Source organism: Paenibacillus sp. FSL K6-1230 (assembly GCF_038002385.1).
GTDB lineage: Bacteria > Bacillota > Bacilli > Paenibacillales > Paenibacillaceae > Paenibacillus > Paenibacillus massiliensis.
Genome location: NZ_JBBOCK010000001.1, coordinates 2,301,139 through 2,318,873 on the forward strand (window position 1 = coordinate 2,301,139; position 17,735 = coordinate 2,318,873).

The following is a 17,735-nucleotide window of genomic DNA, read 5'->3' on the forward strand; positions in this document are numbered from 1 at the left end:
GATGGCATGTCTGAACTGGGTCAACAACTTAGAGAGGCCCGGCTGCAAAAAGGGTTGAGCCTGGATGATGTCCAGGAAATGACCAAAATTCGTAAAAGGTACCTCGAAGCGATCGAGGCTGGAGATTACAAGGTATTGCCAGGGACCTTTTATGTGCGGGCTTTCATTAAGACCTATGCGGAGACGGTAGGTCTGAACCCTGATGAGCTGATGGAAGGTCATAAGAAGGATGTCCCTGCCAGCGAGCCGGAAACTGTGATGGAGCCAGTGATGCAGAAGCGCTCCAATCGTTCAAATGGAAGTGAAAGAAGCATTAAACGTCTGTCTTCCATATTGTTATGGCTTTTCCCGATTCTGATCGTGGTGCTGATCTATGGGTATGTTAATTCACTCGGCAAGAATAATGCAGAGGAGCCGCCAACTACGCCTGTAACGGAACAAAACCCTCCTCCTACAGAGCAGACTCCATCTACCTCTACACCTGAGCAAAATGGTGGTAGCACTGAGCCGGGGCAAGGAACGACGCCTGGGGATACGAATGAGCCTGGAGGCGGTACAGGTGCAGAGGATGGGTCCTCTACTCCAAATGATGATGAGCCAGAAACCTCAACTCCAACAGGAGTTACTGTAACTGAGGATGGCAAGGCTGGGAGTACGACGATCTTTAAGGTATCTGGTGCAGCTGGTGCTCCAGTGAAGGTTGAAATTAATGCAACTGGCCATAGCTGGCTCGAAGTATACAAGGGAGAGAATTCGCGGGGCGAGAAGCTGGAATACGGCAATACGGCAAGCGGTGATTCCTTCTCTTGGGATCTGAGTTCTGAGGGTATGTATATCAAGTCAGGCTACTCCGCGGCCACAGCAATCACGGTTGCTGGACAGCCGATCACGGATGGAAAAGCGACAACTCGCATTCGTCTCGTGATGGATGATTCAGCCGCCAACTCGAACTCCAATTCCACGACAGACGTGAGCGCTGATTCTGAAGATGATGCTTCCGGTTCCAACAATTAAGGAAAAGAAGCTTTAGGATCATGGCCGAATTTGATCTTTGTTGAAGGATCAAGGATGCGCAGTAGTTCACGCATATAGCCAGTGCCTCCCGGAGATACTATGACTGTCTACAGACAGGCAGTAATTAGACTCCGACTGAAGGAGGTGCATCAGCTTGACCGTTAGCTGGATCGTAACAGGACTGGGTATTATCGTCAGCCTATTAGGTTATTATCTGACACCAAATGCCTGGGGATATGGCATTTTAGGCTTTGGTCTGGCACATATCGTGCTCGGGATATTGGATATGTTCAGACGTCCCATCGAAAGCCGTTCCTAAGGCAAGCGTATGTACGAGTTGGATAAGTGCATAGCAAAAGGTATTCTGGTTCATTGCCAGAATACCTTTTTCGTGTGGTTGGCCAAGTGCAGGTCATTGCCAGATTAGACAGGGCTTCCTTTTTTACATATAATACAATTGAAATGGTTGGAAAGGATGATACATATGGCTTCTGAACACTCTTTTGATATCGTTAGTAAAATGGAGATGCAGGAACTGACGAACGCTGTTCATCAGACGGAACGTGAGATCGAGACTCGCTTTGATTTTAAAGGCAGCAAGAGCGATCTTAGCCTGGAGAAGGATGCATTGGTTATCACTTCGGATGATGATTATAAGCTGAATGCTGTGCTGGATATTCTGAAGTCGAAGATGATCAAGCGCGGATTGGCAGTGAAGAACATCGATTATGGAAAGATTGAACCTGCTTCTATGGGGACGGTTCGCCAGAAGCTAAGCTTCAAGCAAGGTGTTGACCAGGAGAATGCCAAGAAGATCAATATCCTTATTCGTGATTCGAAGCTCAAGGTTAAGAGCCAGATTCAGGGCGATCAGATTCGTGTGACAGGCAAAAGCAGAGATGATCTTCAATCGGTCATGCAGCTATTGCGAGGAGCTGAGCATCTGTCGTTGGATCTGCAATTTACGAATTTCAAATGATGATAAATACACCCTTTGGAATCAAGCAGGCAAAGTGGCTCAGCTTACTCCAAAGGGTGTATTTTTTAATAGTGATACTTACTATAGATATGAATTCAACTCTGTTGTCCTAGAAGTCCCATTTGGCAAAGAAGCTCAAGGTTCCGGTGCTTTCATCTGCACTAACGAACACGCTTCGCCCTTGTATCTTATGGATGCCTTCCGGTGATTCACCTGCAGTCGGGATGAGACCCATATAGCTCGGCTCAGCTGGGTTGTTCAGATTGAAGAACAAAATAGCATCTGCTCGTTCTGAGGCTACTGCAGCTATCGCCACGCCGTCTACGTCAGCAATGGTTACATTCTCAACCTCACTGCCCTTGTTCGGACTGCGATCATCCGGATACAGTCCTACTTTGGCGGTGGCCTCATCAATGAGGTTCTGGCTGTCGTATATACGTTGGCCTTGCAAATTCCAGACGGCAATGTTGCGTCCGCCCGCCTTGACTCCATCCTTAAATTCATTCTTCCCGAGATCGCCTTCGTTCGCGGTCAGTACATACTGGCCATCTGCCGTAAAGGCAATGCCATCCGGTTCATAGCGTGCAGTCAGCGCATCAGTGAAGTCTACGACGCCACCATCCTCTAGATCTGCTGGATGCGAGGTCGTCCCCAATGAAAAGACATGGCTGAGCTGCTTGGTACGTAAATCGACCAGGGCAATTACATTATTCTCCTGGAGAGTCACAGCAGCCGTTGTGCTGTCTGGGCTAATCGCTACATACTCCGGCTGGGGATCATGCGGATAAATGGCTCCAGGCACTTCAGCAAGCGAGACAGGAATATCCGTGACCTCACCTTGCAGGACATCGCCGTCTGGGAAACTCACGATCATAATGCTGCCAGGTCTCTTAGCATTTGCGTAGTCGATCTCATCTGCTTCCTTATTAAGCTCTTCATCCTCGATCGCAATTACAGCTTGCTTTCCATCTGGTGAGAGTGCGATGGAGTCGGGGCCGATCCCAAGCTCATAGGTCTTGACTGTAGTATACGTAGAGAGATCTACGAAAGCGAGCAAGCCCTTGTTGGCGTTAAGATCCGTGTCTCCAGTACGAAGCACAGCAAGTCCATACTGTCCGTCCTTGGAGACGGTGACACTGGTTACCTCTGCAGCGGGAGACAACTCATGGAAGCTGATGGTCTTCAAGACACGAACCTGCTTCAGATCTGAGATATCCAGCACGCTGATGCTTCCCAGATCCGCTTCGGTTACGAGCAGGCGGTTGCCATCGGGTGTGGAGGCAGCAATCTCCGCTTTATTCCCTGGCATCTGGAAGGAAGCTGCCAGCTCGAATCCAGTTTTGTTCTGGGCTTTCAACACAGCGTCTTGCAAGAGAGAGAACGTATTGCCGGAAATATAGGTCTTGCCATTAGCCAAGTAAGTGCTGCTGTCAAGGCTCACAGAGCTGCCGTTAATCGTGGCTTTGCCAGATCCCACTTCAAGGCTGGCATTCAGCCCATCAGCTCGGATATCCACCTGCTTGCTACGAGGATTCCATTGTACTTTCCCTTGCATATTCTGGATAACAGTGCGTAGCTGCATAGCCTCTGTGGCATCTGCTGCATGCGTGGATAGAGGATTACTTGTTACTCCACCAGCTAGGATTGCCGCCGTGGAGAGCACGGCGAGCCAGTTTTTTTTCTTGTTCAACGTAACAGATTCCCCTTTCATGATCAGGTCCTTATTCTAGCTCATGGCCGTATATCTGCTTTAGTATAGAAAGAGTTCGTAATTGCAAAGTAAACGTAAGTCGAGATTTGTGTAAATCAATGCATGAAAATTATTCCAAGTAGACGAATGTGTAATCACAAATGCAGGAGATGATATGATCCGAGACGGTTTTTACAGACGGTGCATAAAGATAATCCTTTGAGAAATATAGAACTTGCCATATAAATACATCTTTTACCAAATGTCGTGATATAGTAGAAGGATCAAAACTCTTTGCTTGAGAATAGTCATAGTTCTCTATTTTAGTCTGAATACTAAACATAGGATGTGAGTATGCACTGTGAACAGCAAGGTACGCTTCAACGAAGGCTGGACATTCGCCAAGAGCAGTCTGGGTATAACCGATTGGAATGCATTGAATTTCGAACAGGTAGACATTCCCCATGATTGGCTCATCTACAATACCCAAGAGCTCTACGAGGACAGCGTTGGCTGGTATCGCAAGGTAATATCATGGAGCCCGGACTGGGATGGGCAAGAGCTCGTTCTGTGCTTCGATGGGGTCTATATGGACTCACATGTATACGTCAACGGTAAGGTTGTAGGGGAGTGGAAATATGGCTATTCGGCATTTGAGCATGTGATCTCGGATGCACTCGTACAAGGGGACAACGAGCTTGTAGTCAAAGTCGTACATCAGGCGCCTAATAGCCGCTGGTATTCGGGTGCAGGCATATATCGCAACGTCTGGCTGAAGACCAGAGGGCCAAGCCACATCGTAACGGATGGCATCTATGTGTCTACCAAGCAGGAGGACCTGTTCTGGCAATTGAACATAGAGACAGAGCTCAGGCTGAGTCATGCCGTTCAACTGACGCATACGCTCTGGCAGGCCGGACAGGTGGTTGCAGCTATACAAAATCCTATCGGGCAACGCGAGCTGATAGATACACAGACCAGTCCAGTCATTACCAGCCAGCTAACCATGCAGGTACAATGCCCATTACTGTGGAGCCCGGATACACCGCATTTGTATCAGCTTATCACTACAATTCACAGGTTGCCTTCTCAGGCGATTAACGGGCAGTTACATGCTGGTCAGGCCGAGGTTATGACGCAGGGAGCGACCTCTGACCTAGAGCTGCTGGAGACGATTAGCCAATCTATCGGCTTTCGTGATATCGTGCTTGATCCTGAGCAGGGACTCTTGCTCAATGGGAAGCGAATGAAGCTGAATGGTGTATGCGAGCATCATGATCTGGGTGCTCTGGGGGCAGCCTTCAATAAGGCGGCGCTGCTAAGAAGACTGCGGTTGCTGAAGGAGATGGGGGCGAATGCTATCCGGACCGCACATAACATGCCAGCCAAGGAGCTTATGGAGCTGACGGATGAACTGGGCCTGCTCGTCGTGTCGGAGGCCTTCGATATGTGGGAGCGTCCGAAGACACCTTATGACTACGCCAGATTCTTCGGGGAGTGGGCAGAACGGGATGTCAGGAGCTGGATTCGTCGAGACCGTAACCATCCGAGTCTGATGCTGTGGAGCATCGGCAATGAAATCTATGATACGCATGCGGATGAGCGAGGACAGGCGATTACACTCCGACTGATGGAGTATGTGCAGCAGCATGATCCACGGCAAAATGCAAGCGTAACGATTGGGTCGAATTATATGCCCTGGGAGAATGCCCGCAAATGTGCTGATCTTGTCAAAGTCGCTGGCTATAACTATGGCGATAAATATTATGTTGCCCATCATCTACAATATCCCGACTGGATCATCTATGGCAGTGAGACGGCTTCCGTCGTATCCAGTAGAGGGGTGTATCATTTCCCGTATGAGCAATCCATTCTTACGGATGACGACAGACAGTGCTCTTCGCTGGGCAACAGCCCTACAAGTTGGGGAGCTAGGTCAGCCGAGGCTTGCATTCTGGCTGAGCGGGACACTCCCTTCTCGCTGGGCCAATTCATATGGACAGGCTTCGATTACATTGGCGAACCTACCCCATACCATACGAAGAGCTCCTATTTCGGACAGCTGGATACAGCTACTTTCAAGAAGGATGCCTACTTTATTTATCAAGCTGCATGGACGGATTATCGTACGAACCCCATGGTTCACCTGCTTCCTTACTGGGATTTCAATCCCGGTCAGATGATCGATGTACGTGTTTGCACCAATGCACCTAAGGTCGAGCTGCGTCTGAACGGAAGAAGCTTGGGTATCCACTACATTGACCATACTCATGGACATGAGCTGCTCGGCTGGTGGAAGATTCCATATGAACCGGGAGAACTGGTGGCTATTGCATATGACGACAACGGGCGTGTACTTGCTACAGACATAAGAGCTTCCTTCGGAGATCCTGAACGTATTGTCTTGCATGCTGATTCTAAGTCGATGTTGGCTAACGGTACCGATCTGATCTTTGTTGAGATTGCCATGGAAGATAGGAACGGACGTATTGTAGAAAATGCCAACAATCGCATCCACGTAGAGGTAACAGGGGCAGGTCGGCTGCTGGGACTGGACAATGGGGATAGTACAGACTATGACCCTTATAAAGGAAGGAGCAGACGGCTGTTCAGCGGCAAGGTAATGGCGATCATAGGATCAACTCTACAAGCTGGGTCAATTCAGCTTCGTGTATCATCACCAGGCTTGCCTACTGCGTCTATACTGCTGGACACCGTAGCAGCTGTCGATTCAGGCGAGCTAGATAGAATCGACGCGCAAGAGCGAAATGAAGATCTGCCAATCGTGACGGGCTGCAAGGATGAAATTCCTGTTCGTAAAATCGAGCTGATCAGCGAGGGAGGGCAGCAGCTTGATCCAATGACTCGTGCGGTGATCGTCCGCGCCGAGCTTCATCCCCCACATGCCACCTATCCTGAATTGGAATGGTCTGTCGTCAATGAAGCCGGAATTGTGTCTAATATGGCTCGTATCGTCCCGGCGGGGAATAGTGCGACTGTTATCGCAATCGGAGATGGGGATTTCCGCGTACGTTGTACTAGTCGTAATGGGACAGAGCACATCAGGCTTATGTCACAGCTGGAATTCACGGGGACAGGATTGGGACCCGCTTTCAAGAATCCCTATGAATTCATTTCTGCAGGACTGTACGATTATAGCCAAGGCGACCTCAGCAATGGCAACGAGAAGGGGGTTGCGACTAGCCGCGACGGAGAGACACAGGTTGGCTTCCATGAGCTGGATTTCGGTTCGCTCGGAGCAGATACGATCACGATCCCCATCTTTGCTCTGTCAAGTGATCCTTATGCATTGCAAATATGGGAGGGTATGCCTGGTGAAGCGGGCAGCACGATGCTGGCCGATGTCATCTATCAAAAGGAATCACGCTGGAACGTGTATCAGGAGGAGACATATGTGCTGTCCCAGCCGCTGCGGGGAATTACGTCGGTCTGCTTCGTATTGCAGGAGAAGGTCCATATCAAGGGCTTCTCCTTCGAACCAATCAATCGGGCTTTTGCACGCCATACGGCAGCCGCTAGTGATCACATCTATGGCGATACCTTTACAGTCACAGGTGATTTTATTGAGGGCATAGGCAATAATGTTTCCTTGGAATATTTGCATATGGATTTTCAGGAGGAGGGAGCAGACCAGCTTATTCTCTTTGGCCGATCTTCGATTGATAAGAATACATTACATCTGCGCTTTCATGATGGGAATCAGGAGCATCGTCAATTGGTGGAGTTCCATCAATCAGATGATTACACAGAACGGATGTTTCATCTGGAGCCGATTCGGGGCATGCAGAAGGTCACCTTTCTCTTTTTGCCTGGCAGTCAGTTTGACTTCGGCTGGTTCCAATTCCGCCGCTCCGCAGGAAGAGATTCGGTATAGATTTACACGCAATCGTAAAGGTGAGGGAGGCTGCACATGAGGCTTACGGTTCAGGACGTCATTCAACGACTAGCAGAGCCGACTGCAGGATGGGAAGGACTGGCACAACAGGATCAGAACGTAGATGGATTGCTGGCTGGTACACCAGATACATTCGTAAGGGGAATAGCGGTTACCTTTTGTGCATCTCATGACGTTATACAACGAGCTTTGGAGCTTGATGCCAATCTGTTGATTACACACGAAGGTATCTATTATAGTCATCGAATACAGGCTTCGGCTGAACTGATTGGAGATCCCGTATACAAAGCCAAGCAGGAGTTGATCCATTCGTCGGGGATTGTTATTTATCGTCATCACGATGCTCCACATCGATATAGCCCTGATATCATAACGCATAGCTTGGTAACGGCTCTCGATTGGGAAGCCTATGTCATCTCGGCGATGTCGACCTCAACGATCGTGCTGTTACCTGAAGCATTACCAGTAGCAGTGATAGCGAATCTGATCAAGAAAAAGCTGCATTTACCATATCTTCGGTATATTGGCGATCATCAGTCCCTCTGCCGACGTATCGGCATTACTGTGGGATATAGAGGTGGTGGGACACATGCGATTCCACTTTTTCAGGATGAGGGGGTGGAGCTGCTCATGATCGGTGAAGGTCCCGAATGGGAGACACCGGAGTATGTTGGAGACAGTATTGCTCAGGGCATCGGGAAGGTCCTGTTCCTACTAGGGCACGCCGTCAGTGAGGAGCCAGGAATGGCAGCGATTGCTAGAGGGCTGCAAGATGACTTTCCGGATGTCTCGGTCCATTATATACCGTCAGGTTATAGCATTCAGGTGGTATAGCCAAGTGAAGCTGCGCTGTATAAGTGCAACCAGGGATATCGTGCTACAAGTGACCTGTAATGAAGCTGTGCGAGCGTAACAGGGCCAGCAGATGAGATTGTATTCAAAGGCTAACGGCTAAAAGCTAAAAAAGCTAAAAGCTGTCCTGGAGTCAAAAAGTCCTGGATGGTTTTTAGCTGTTGTTGTGGTTGCTGTAATTCATTTCATAGATTCAATAGGCTCCATTGGAAGAATAGTTGAAGATTGCTCCAGCATATACATACCAATGTTACACGTACCCATGCTACACGTACCCATGCTACACGTACCCATGCTACACATACTCATGCTACACATACTCATGCTACACATACTCATGCTACTCATACTCAATATACTAAATGATTTGCATCTGAGATATGTTGACTTTTATGTAGATAGAATAAAGAATTAGGAATGAAAGCGTTTGCCTATCGAGGTAAACGACTATAAGGATGAGGGAAGAGGGGTATACCGTGCATTTGAACCGGGTGATCTTGGTGGATGATGAGGTATTCACGCGCAAAGGACTACTGAAGCTGGTGGATTGGACGGCCTGCGGGTTTGAAATCGTGGAAGAGGCGGACAATGGAGAGGATGCACTGGAAATCATTGAGCGTCTACAGCCAGATGTGGTCATCACGGATATTCGTATGCCAGTGCTGGATGGTCTGGAGCTAATCAAGCGGGTCAAGTCGCAAGGAACGGCCAATCCCTATTTTATGATCGTAAGCGGATATGATGAATTCAATTATGCCAAGCAAGCTGTACGTTTTGGTGTGCATGATTTCATATTGAAGCCCATCGATGAAGCCGAACTGAGCGATGCTCTTATTCGTCTGAGCAAGCGGCTGGCAGAAGAGCGCGAGGCCCGCCACCGAACGAATCAGCTTCTGTCAGGAAGTCTGATGGAATCCCTCATTATGGGAGAGGTGGATAGTGTACTGCTGCGGGAATGGGAATCCAGACTGCAGCTACAACCCAGTGAGCGGCTTTATTATCTTTTTGTGGAGCTGAATGATCATGACTTCATTCGTCCCAGTGTGGAGGACAAATCGGATGGAGAGGCGCTCAAAACGCAGGTCGAGCTGGCACTACGAGAGGTCATAGGGAGCGACCATCCGTTATATTTGCATGAGCATCGTAATCGGATCGGAGTTATCGTACCTGAGCGGATGATTATGTCGATGGATGGACATCTGCAGGCTTTTGCAGTTCAGGTGCAGCATCTTCTGAGTGGAGAGCAAAGAAGAGTACTGTTGTACTTCAGTAAGCCCGTCCAAGGATTGGATAAAATGCAGCAAGCCTATGCTTCTGTGAAGGAAGCCTTGCAGTACAAGTATGTCTATGATGAGTGTGGTATTGTCATCTTCGAGGACACTGTCAAGTTGGAGCTGCACTATATTGGTCTGGAGGAGAGTCTGTATACGAAGCTTCTAGAGCAGATCGAGGAGCTACAATTTGAGGAGCTGGAGCAGACAATTCATGAACTGTTTCACTCATTCCAGAGCAAGCTGTACGCGCCTGAAGCGGTGAAGACCGCCATTAACCAATGTGTGCTTGGTGTCGTGCGAGTTCTGAATCGGATGGGTGGACAGCAGGACCAGCTAGCCAGTCTTGAAGCGATGATGATCTGGCATGACCATAATCTGTCCTTGAGAGAGCTGAAGCGGCTATTTACGGCATTTGCTGTAGAGAGCGCGCACTATATTGCTCAGCTTCGCCGTGAGCAGCAGAAGGGCGGTATTGGGCAGATCAGAGCCTATATCGAGACCCATTTTCATCATAATATTAGTCTCAAGAGCATTGCAGCGAAGTTCTATATGAATCCAGTCTATCTCGGGCAGCTGTTTAAAAAAACATATGGCATCTATTTCAATGACTTTTTACTGCAGCTACGTGTGAGTGAAGCCAAACGCCTGTTGCGTCAGACGGATCTTCGTATTTATGAGATTGCGGGGCACGTGGGTTTTGCCAATCCGGATTATTTTGTGACCCAATTCGAAAAGATGGAGCGTTCTACACCGACCGAGTATCGTATTCGCTTGCTGAATGAGACTGGATTAGCCCAGGCCAGGATGAGGGATCATGCTGATGAGACTAATAAAATCAATGAGACCAATGAGACCAATGAGTCTATTAATGCTAATAACGTTGCTAACGATAATCAGGCCGGTAACGCTATTGGCACCATAGATAGCAACATGGCAAGCACCTTGCGGAAGGGACAGCATGATGAAGCTTAGTCTGAATCACGTTCGCCTTCGCGATAAAATGCTCCTGATGTATTTTCTGGCTGTTTTCCTGCCCATCCTGATTACCAATCTGGTATTCTATCAGGTCACCTCCACCAGTGTTAGAGAGCAACGAATGCAGGATGTGCGGGTGGCACTGGAGCAAATGAAAAATGAGTTCAGTCGCGAGGTACAAGCTGCTACGGAGGTTTCATCTGTGTTCTACACCGATATTCAACTGAACGAAATTGTGGATACCGTCTATGAAGATCCTGCTAACTATGTCGCAGCTTATGATTCATATCTGCGTCGTATCCTTAACTCGGGCAGTGCGGTATACAACTCAGTTGAGAAGATTACGGTGTATGTTGATAATCCCACATTGCTTCCTTCGGGAGGGATCAACTTGATTGACTACGATGTACAGCAGGAAAGCTGGTACCAACAAGTATCACAGAACCCCTCCTCCCAGCCGGTGGTCTTGCGAACAGGCCAATTCGGGCAATTGGACAGCTTCAGTGTTGTGCGCAGAATGGACTACTTTACTTCTCAGGATCATCATGTTAAATACCTCAAGATCGACATGCAGACCAATGCTATCCGACAGATTCTGAGCAATCTCAATATTCCTGGCAAAATCTATTTGCTAGGCAGCAGCGGCAAGGTCGAATATACAACGGACCCGAATGTGGATGTACTGAAGTCAAGTATTCTATATAGTCACATCACGCATGACGAGAAATACATCACCTTCCAGACACAGCCCTTCAGCACGAATAATCTGAATACCTGGACCCTGGTAGCTCATATTCCCGAAAATGTAGTTCTACGTGATGTCCAGCAGTCGCTCAGATTCATTGTGGTGCTTACGTGTCTGAATTTCTTGCTGCCAACAATGGTCATCCTCTGGATTAGTCAATCGCTCAATGTACGGCTAGTACGAATTCTCAAGCATATGAAGCAGGTCAAGCATCAGAATTACGCTACGATTGAAGGAGCGGAGGCGCGAGATGAGATCGGGCAGTTGACCGATGAGTTCAACCGGATGACAAGGCGGATCGAGAGCTTGATTAACGACGTATATGTGGCTGATATTCAGAAAAAGGATCTGGAGCTACAGCGGAGGCATGCCCAGTTGAATGCTCTGCAGAGCCAGATCCATCCGCATTTTCTGTTCAATACGCTGGAGACGATCCGGATGAGAAGCCTGATGAAGGATGAGGATGAGACCGCACGAATCATTCATCATCTCGCGAAGCTGCTGCGCAATTCGTTAGTGTGGAAGAAGGATATGGTCACGCTCAAGGAGGAGCTTGGCTTTGTACACTGCTTCCTTGAAATTCAATGCTACCGGTTCGGTGAGAAGATTAAATATTCGGTCGATTCCCCTGTAGAAGAAGGAGAGTGGCTAATCCCCAAGATGTCCATCGTTACATTCGTAGAGAATGCCGTCATACACGGTATTGAGCCGCTGAAGCTTGGCGGCAGCCTTCGTGTACTTGTGAAGCGTGAGCAGGATCATCTGATCTGCATCATTCAGGATGATGGAGCCGGGATGCCACGGGAGCAGGTAGAGCGAATCTATAGCTATATGGATTCAGAAACGCAGATGGGGGAGCGGATCGGAATTCAGAATGTCATCTATCGTCTGAAGTTGTATTACGGCACAGAATTTCAATTCCAGATGGATAGCTCGCTTGGGGAGGGAACACGCATCCAGCTTTCTATTCCTTTGAAGCTTGTGTAGGCTTAATTTGGCCAGTAAGGTTAAGATCGGACCTTGGGAAAGTGGATAGCCACGTCATAGGTGCAGCTTCTATAGTTTTCTAAGTATCCTCTAAAGATTGGCGGGTAAACATGTGTCATTGGCTCCCATATAATGAAAGTGCTTTCAAAAACCAGAAGCGAAAGGGGTCGGCCCAGAGCATGTACAAGAAACTTTGGCTTGGCTGTTTGACAATGGTGATGATGGTATCCTTACTCGCTGCCTGTAGCGGAAAAGGAACCCAATCGGCAGAAGGGGATGGCGGACCGGATGACAAGGTCACCTTTACTTATTTCAACTCCGTAGCTGGTAAAGACAAAAATACTAACGAAACGACGATAGGTAAAATTCTGGAGGAGCAGACGGGCGTCAACTTCAAAATGGAGCATCTTGTTGGTGATGAGAATACGAAGATAGGTACCTTTATTGCCAGTAACGATTATCCTGACGTGATCGTACCCGGGGATTCCATTGACAAGCTGGTCAGCTCAGGCTCCTTCATTGCTCTTAACGATCTTATTGACCAGTATGGTCCGAATATCAAGCGGGTCTATGAGCCGTACTATAATCTCATGAAGGCCGAGGATGGGAACATCTATTTCCTGCCTATGAGTCCGGTCGTTGGTGAATTTATCTCCGATCCGAATGTGGAGCAGGGAGCATTCTGGATTCAGCGCCGTGTGTTGAAGGAGGCTGGCTACCCGAAGGTCAAGACGCTGGATGAGTATCTGAACCTGATTCGCGATTATGTCAAAGAGCATCCAGGCGAGGGCTTGACTGGCTACCTGGCGCTGACCACACAGGATAAATTCTTTGCCTTTACGAATCCGCCAATGCATCTGGCTGGCTACCCTAACGAGGGCGATGTCCTTATTGATATGCAGACGCATCAGGCGAACGATTACTCGGATGATGACATTACGAAGCGGTATTTGCAGGAACTAAACCAACTGAATATGGAAGGGCTGTTCGACAAGTCCTCCTTCGTAGACAACTATGACCAATATCTGGCGAAGCTGGCTTCTGGTAAGGTGCTTGGCTTCTTCGATTACAGATGGCAGGCCGGGCAAGCGCTGAACAATCTGCGTGAAGCCTCCAGAGCCTCTGGCAATGATGATCTGGAATATATGGCTCTGCCTATCGTATTTGACGAGAACACTAAGGATCAGTATCTGGATCCACCTTCCTTTATCAACAACCGTGGGGTTGGCATTTCGGTCAGCGCCAAGAATCCAGAGCGGATCATTAAGTTCTTCGATAATCTGCTGACGGATGAGAATCAGATTCTATCGCAGTGGGGCATCAAGGACGAGACCTATTCTGTTGATGAGAGCGGTCGCTTCTACCGCACGCCAGAACAGATTGTCCAGACCAATGCCGAGGCATTCCGTGAGACCTTCGGCTTCAAATATTTCGAGTACAGCTGGCCACGGTACGGAAGCGGCTCTACGCTCCCCGATGGCAACTCGGTGGGTGCCGGGCGTCAACCCGAGGTAGCGCAGATGTCCTATACCGAGGGCGACAAGAAGATATTGGATGCCTATGGTATCGAATCTTTCTCCCAATTGTTTGCCGCACCTGATGAGCGTCCTTGGTTCCCGGCCTGGAGCATTCCTATGGTACAGGGCTCCCCGGCACAGATTTTCACCCAGAAGAAGAGCGATTTGCAGCGGAAATACTTCCCACGCCTGGTACTGGCCAATCCAGCGGATTTCGAAGGCATCTGGAATGAGTACATTGCCGAATTCGACAAGCTGGGTGTCAAGGATTACGAGGAGTTCATTACTACAGAGATCGCAAAAAAGATCGACAGAGTGCAGGGCAAATAAACGAGTGCTCACAGGCCCACCGGGATCTCCCGTACAGAGGGACTTCCCGGTATATCGTGAAGATATATCTTCAAAAGGCGTGAGAGGGGCTACACCGGATTTTGGGAGAGAGAGGAGTAGAAGCTGTGAATAAGGCGAATTCATTGGAGCCTGTACAGCATCAGACCTTAACGGAAGTAAAAGCTAGCCGAAAGGGATTTTTTCAGAAGCTGCTACAGCAGAGAACGCTCGTCTTCATGTCAATTCCTTTTTTGATATGGCTGTTCATCTTTAAATATCTTCCCTTATGGGGCTGGACAATTGCATTTCAGGATTTCAAGCCAGCGAAGAAAATTTTTGACCAGGAATGGGTTGGCTTACAGCATTTTGTGTTTTTGTTTCAGGATGAGCATTTCTTCCGGGTGATGCGCAATACGCTTGCCATGAGTTTCATTAATCTGATTCTGGGCTTCTCGACGGCAATCATTCTTGCTGTTCTGCTGAACGAGCTGCGCAACATTATGTTCAAGCGCTTCGTACAGACTGTCAGCTATTTGCCGCACTTTATCTCTTGGGTCGTCGCGGCGAGCATTATCTCAACTGCGCTATCCGCTGACGGCGGAATTGTTAATGAGCTACTCTTGTGGTCTGGCCTGATCCAGGAGCCTATTCTGTGGCTCGGCAAAGGTGAATATTTCTGGGGGATTCTAGGAGCCTCGGAGGTATGGAAGAATGTCGGCTGGAATACGATCATCTATCTCGCAGCCATGACGATGATTGATCCGGCACAATATGAGGCAGCAGAGATGGACGGAGCCGGGCGCTTTCAACGAATATGGCACATCACACTTCCGGGACTTAAGCCCGTGTTTATCATCCTGCTTATCATGAATATCGGTAATTTGCTGGAATCAGGCTTTGAGCCGCAATATTTGCTCGGAAATGGCATGAACGTAGATTATTCGGAGAACCTCGATATTTTCGTACTGAAATACGGGATTCAGATGGGGAATTTCTCGCTCTCAATTGCTGCAGGGATGTTCAAGACGATCGTCAGCTTCATCCTGCTATTCAGTGCGAATCATATCGCGAAGCGGCTTGGTGGTGAGAGGCTATTCTAACATACAAATCGTCTCGGTTTGAGACGTTGCTCTTCATGAGGGTAGATAGGGGAGCAAGCTTGGAGTGACAGGTAAGATAGTGTAACAGTGAAATTGGCACAATAACGACGGGAGGACCGCTATGGCGAAGACATCCGCTGCACCGCGTATGCATGCCCGGTTCAAATCACCATCGGATCGGATATTCGATACGTGTAACATCGTGTTCATGACATTTTTGATCGTTGTGACGTTGTATCCTTTTATTAATACACTTGCGGTATCGCTTAATGATGCGAATGACTCGGTCAAAGGCGGTATTTATCTGTGGCCAAGAGAGTTTACTTGGGAGAACTACAAGTATGTCTTCAAGGAAGCGACTATCTTTCACGCTACACTCATCTCGGTGCTGCGGACGATTATTGGCACACTCACCTCCGTATTCTGCTGTGCTATGGTCGCTTATACGATTAGTCGCCCGGAGTATGTTCTGCGCAAATTTGTATCCATCGCTTTTATTTTGACCATGTATTTCAATGGAGGCCTCATTCCGAATTTTCTGCTCATTCGTGAGCTCGGTATGCTGGGGACGTTCGCCGTCTATATCATTCCAGGACTGATCGGGGTATTTAATGTCATCGTAATTCGTTCCTTCATCGAGGGCTTGCCTGAGGGCATCCTGGAGTCTGCACGTATCGACGGAGCTGGCGAATTCAGTACATTCATCCGAATCGTCCTGCCGCTCTGCGTTCCGGTACTAGCTACGGTATCGTTATTCACGGCTGTGTTTCAATGGAATTCCTGGTTCGATGTCTTTTTGTATAATTCCTCATACGGTGAGCTTAGCACACTGCAATACGAGCTGATGAAGATTCTGCAAAATTCCAACTCCTCGCTTAATTCCGGCAATGACTATGCCAGTCAGTTCGCCAGATCTGAGAGTGGAGTCAATCAGGTCACACCGACCTCGGTTCGGGCCACAATGACTATTGTAGCAAGCGTGCCAATCATTCTCGTATATCCGTTTCTTCAGAAATATTTTGTGAAGGGCATGACGTTGGGCGGCGTCAAAGGATAGCTTGCATGCTGTCATGAGCTTATCCGCTCGAAATATACAGGTTACAGGAGGCGATCTGGATGTCGCAGTACAAGGGCCAATCGCAGTACAAGAGCCAAGTGCCGAAGCTGAAGGAGCTGTTTCAGGAGCAATTCAGACACGACTTTCTGATTGGAGCGGCAGTGAGCGCACGAACCATTCATACGCAGCGTGATCTGCTAGTGGCGCATTTCAACAGTATTACAGCTGAGAATGAAATGAAGTTCATAAGTGTGCATCCGACAGAGGACGAATATACCTTCGAGGAAGCAGATCGTATCGTCTCCTTTGCACGCGAGCATGGCATGAAGATGCGAGGCCATACACTCGTGTGGCATAATCAGACCTCTGATTGGATGTTCGAGACCCATAACGGATCTAGGGTGGATCAGGAGACCTTGCTGCAGCGCATGAAATCCCACATTAGAACCGTCATGAGCAGGTACAAACAAGATATTTACGCCTGGGACGTAGTCAATGAGGTGATTGCGGATGAGGGAGACGAGCTGCTTCGTCCCTCGCGTTGGCTGGAGATTGCAGGGCCAGACTTCATTGCAAAAGCGTTCGAGTACGCGCATGAGACTGATCCAGACGCGCTGTTGTTCTATAACGACTATAATGAATCCGATCCGCAGAAGAGCCGGAAGATTCATAAGCTTCTTCAATCATTGCTGGAGCAGGGTGTACCCATTCATGGAGTAGGGCTACAGGCGCACTGGAATCTCTATGAGCCAGGTCTAGATGAAATCCGCGCAGCCATCGAAAGATATGCTTCGCTTGGTCTGCAATTGCAGATCACCGAGCTGGATATGTCCATGTATCGCTTCGACGATCATCGTAAGGATCTCACACAACCGAGCGAAGAAATGCTGGAATTGCAGGCTCGCCGCTATGCGGATGTCTTCGAGCTGCTGAAGGAGTATCGCCAGCATGTGTCGTCTGTAACCTTCTGGGGGGCAGCAGACGATTATACATGGCTGGATGATTTTCCAGTACGGGGGCGAAAAAACTGGCCGTTCCTGTTCGATGAGTCCCATCTCCCCAAGCCGGCGTTTCATCAGCTCGCAAGGTATAACCACCCCACAGGCAGATAAATAGAGCGGGTTCGTTCTGATGTTTGTGTGGATCAAAGCGCGAGGGTCCCTTGTAGGCGTGCTTAGCTTGCTCGCCTCCCATTGACCACAGCTGGCTGACGAGTCCTTTGGCTGGAGAAATAGACAATAAAGCCTTTCTGCCCGGCACATTGGAGGCAAGGAGGCTTTTTTGTGCTGCCATATTCGC

Annotated in this window: 12 protein-coding genes; 11 read left to right on the plus strand and 1 reads right to left on the minus strand. The window is 48.7% G+C overall.

Features of this window, described 5'->3' with window-relative positions:
• The first annotated feature begins 6 nt into the window (after positions 1-6).
• The 3 genes from MKX74_RS10170 to MKX74_RS10180 all read left to right on the plus strand — a co-directional run bounded on the left by MKX74_RS10170 (position 7) and on the right by MKX74_RS10180 (position 1,993).
• Positions 7-1,014: a RodZ family helix-turn-helix domain-containing protein gene (locus MKX74_RS10170; RefSeq protein WP_341178262.1), complete on the plus strand. Its 1,008-nt coding sequence runs from the start codon at positions 7-9 to the stop codon at positions 1,012-1,014.
• 154 nt (positions 1,015-1,168) lie between these two features.
• The gene (locus MKX74_RS10175; protein ID WP_166653173.1) at positions 1,169-1,333 is read left to right on the plus strand and encodes a hypothetical protein; all 165 of its coding nucleotides are present in this window, start codon (positions 1,169-1,171) and stop codon (positions 1,331-1,333) included.
• A gap of 165 nt (positions 1,334-1,498) precedes the next feature.
• Positions 1,499-1,993: a YajQ family cyclic di-GMP-binding protein gene (locus MKX74_RS10180; RefSeq protein WP_018883335.1), complete on the plus strand. Its 495-nt coding sequence runs from the start codon at positions 1,499-1,501 to the stop codon at positions 1,991-1,993.
• Positions 1,994-2,102: 109 nt separating this feature from the next.
• On the opposite strand, the gene MKX74_RS10185 is transcribed toward MKX74_RS10180, so the two are convergent.
• Complete coding sequence (locus MKX74_RS10185; protein ID WP_341178263.1) at positions 2,103-3,683, minus strand: choice-of-anchor I domain-containing protein; 1,581 nt, start codon at positions 3,681-3,683, stop codon at positions 2,103-2,105.
• A 361-nt stretch (positions 3,684-4,044) separates the two neighbouring features.
• Here MKX74_RS10185 and MKX74_RS10190 point away from each other — a divergent pair, with 361 nt between their 5' ends.
• From MKX74_RS10190 to MKX74_RS10225, 8 genes are all read left to right on the plus strand, one after another.
• Entirely contained in the window at positions 4,045-7,578 is a 3,534-nt protein-coding gene (locus MKX74_RS10190) for a glycoside hydrolase family 2 TIM barrel-domain containing protein (protein ID WP_341178264.1), read from the plus strand.
• 36 nt (positions 7,579-7,614) lie between these two features.
• On the plus strand, positions 7,615-8,433 hold the full coding sequence (locus MKX74_RS10195; protein ID WP_341178265.1) for a Nif3-like dinuclear metal center hexameric protein: 819 nt from the start codon (positions 7,615-7,617) through the stop codon (positions 8,431-8,433).
• Between the two features lie 494 nt (positions 8,434-8,927).
• Positions 8,928-10,697 (plus strand): response regulator transcription factor, encoded by a 1,770-nt coding sequence (locus MKX74_RS10200; protein WP_341178266.1) that lies wholly within the window; start codon positions 8,928-8,930, stop codon positions 10,695-10,697.
• Entirely contained in the window at positions 10,687-12,432 is a 1,746-nt protein-coding gene (locus MKX74_RS10205) for a sensor histidine kinase (RefSeq protein ID WP_341180553.1), read from the plus strand. Before MKX74_RS10200 ends, MKX74_RS10205 begins: the two co-directional genes overlap by 11 nt.
• A 179-nt stretch (positions 12,433-12,611) precedes the next feature.
• A complete protein-coding gene (locus MKX74_RS10210) occupies positions 12,612-14,279 on the plus strand; it encodes an ABC transporter substrate-binding protein (RefSeq protein ID WP_341178267.1) in 1,668 nt (555 codons plus the stop codon).
• A gap of 125 nt (positions 14,280-14,404) precedes the next feature.
• Complete coding sequence (locus tag MKX74_RS10215; RefSeq protein ID WP_018883328.1) at positions 14,405-15,379, plus strand: ABC transporter permease; 975 nt, start codon at positions 14,405-14,407, stop codon at positions 15,377-15,379.
• A gap of 121 nt (positions 15,380-15,500) precedes the next feature.
• Positions 15,501-16,436: a carbohydrate ABC transporter permease gene (locus MKX74_RS10220; protein WP_018883327.1), complete on the plus strand. Its 936-nt coding sequence runs from the start codon at positions 15,501-15,503 to the stop codon at positions 16,434-16,436.
• Between the two features lie 59 nt (positions 16,437-16,495).
• Positions 16,496-17,548 (plus strand): endo-1,4-beta-xylanase, encoded by a 1,053-nt coding sequence (locus tag MKX74_RS10225; RefSeq protein ID WP_341178268.1) that lies wholly within the window; start codon positions 16,496-16,498, stop codon positions 17,546-17,548.
• The last annotated feature ends 187 nt before the right edge of the window (positions 17,549-17,735 follow it).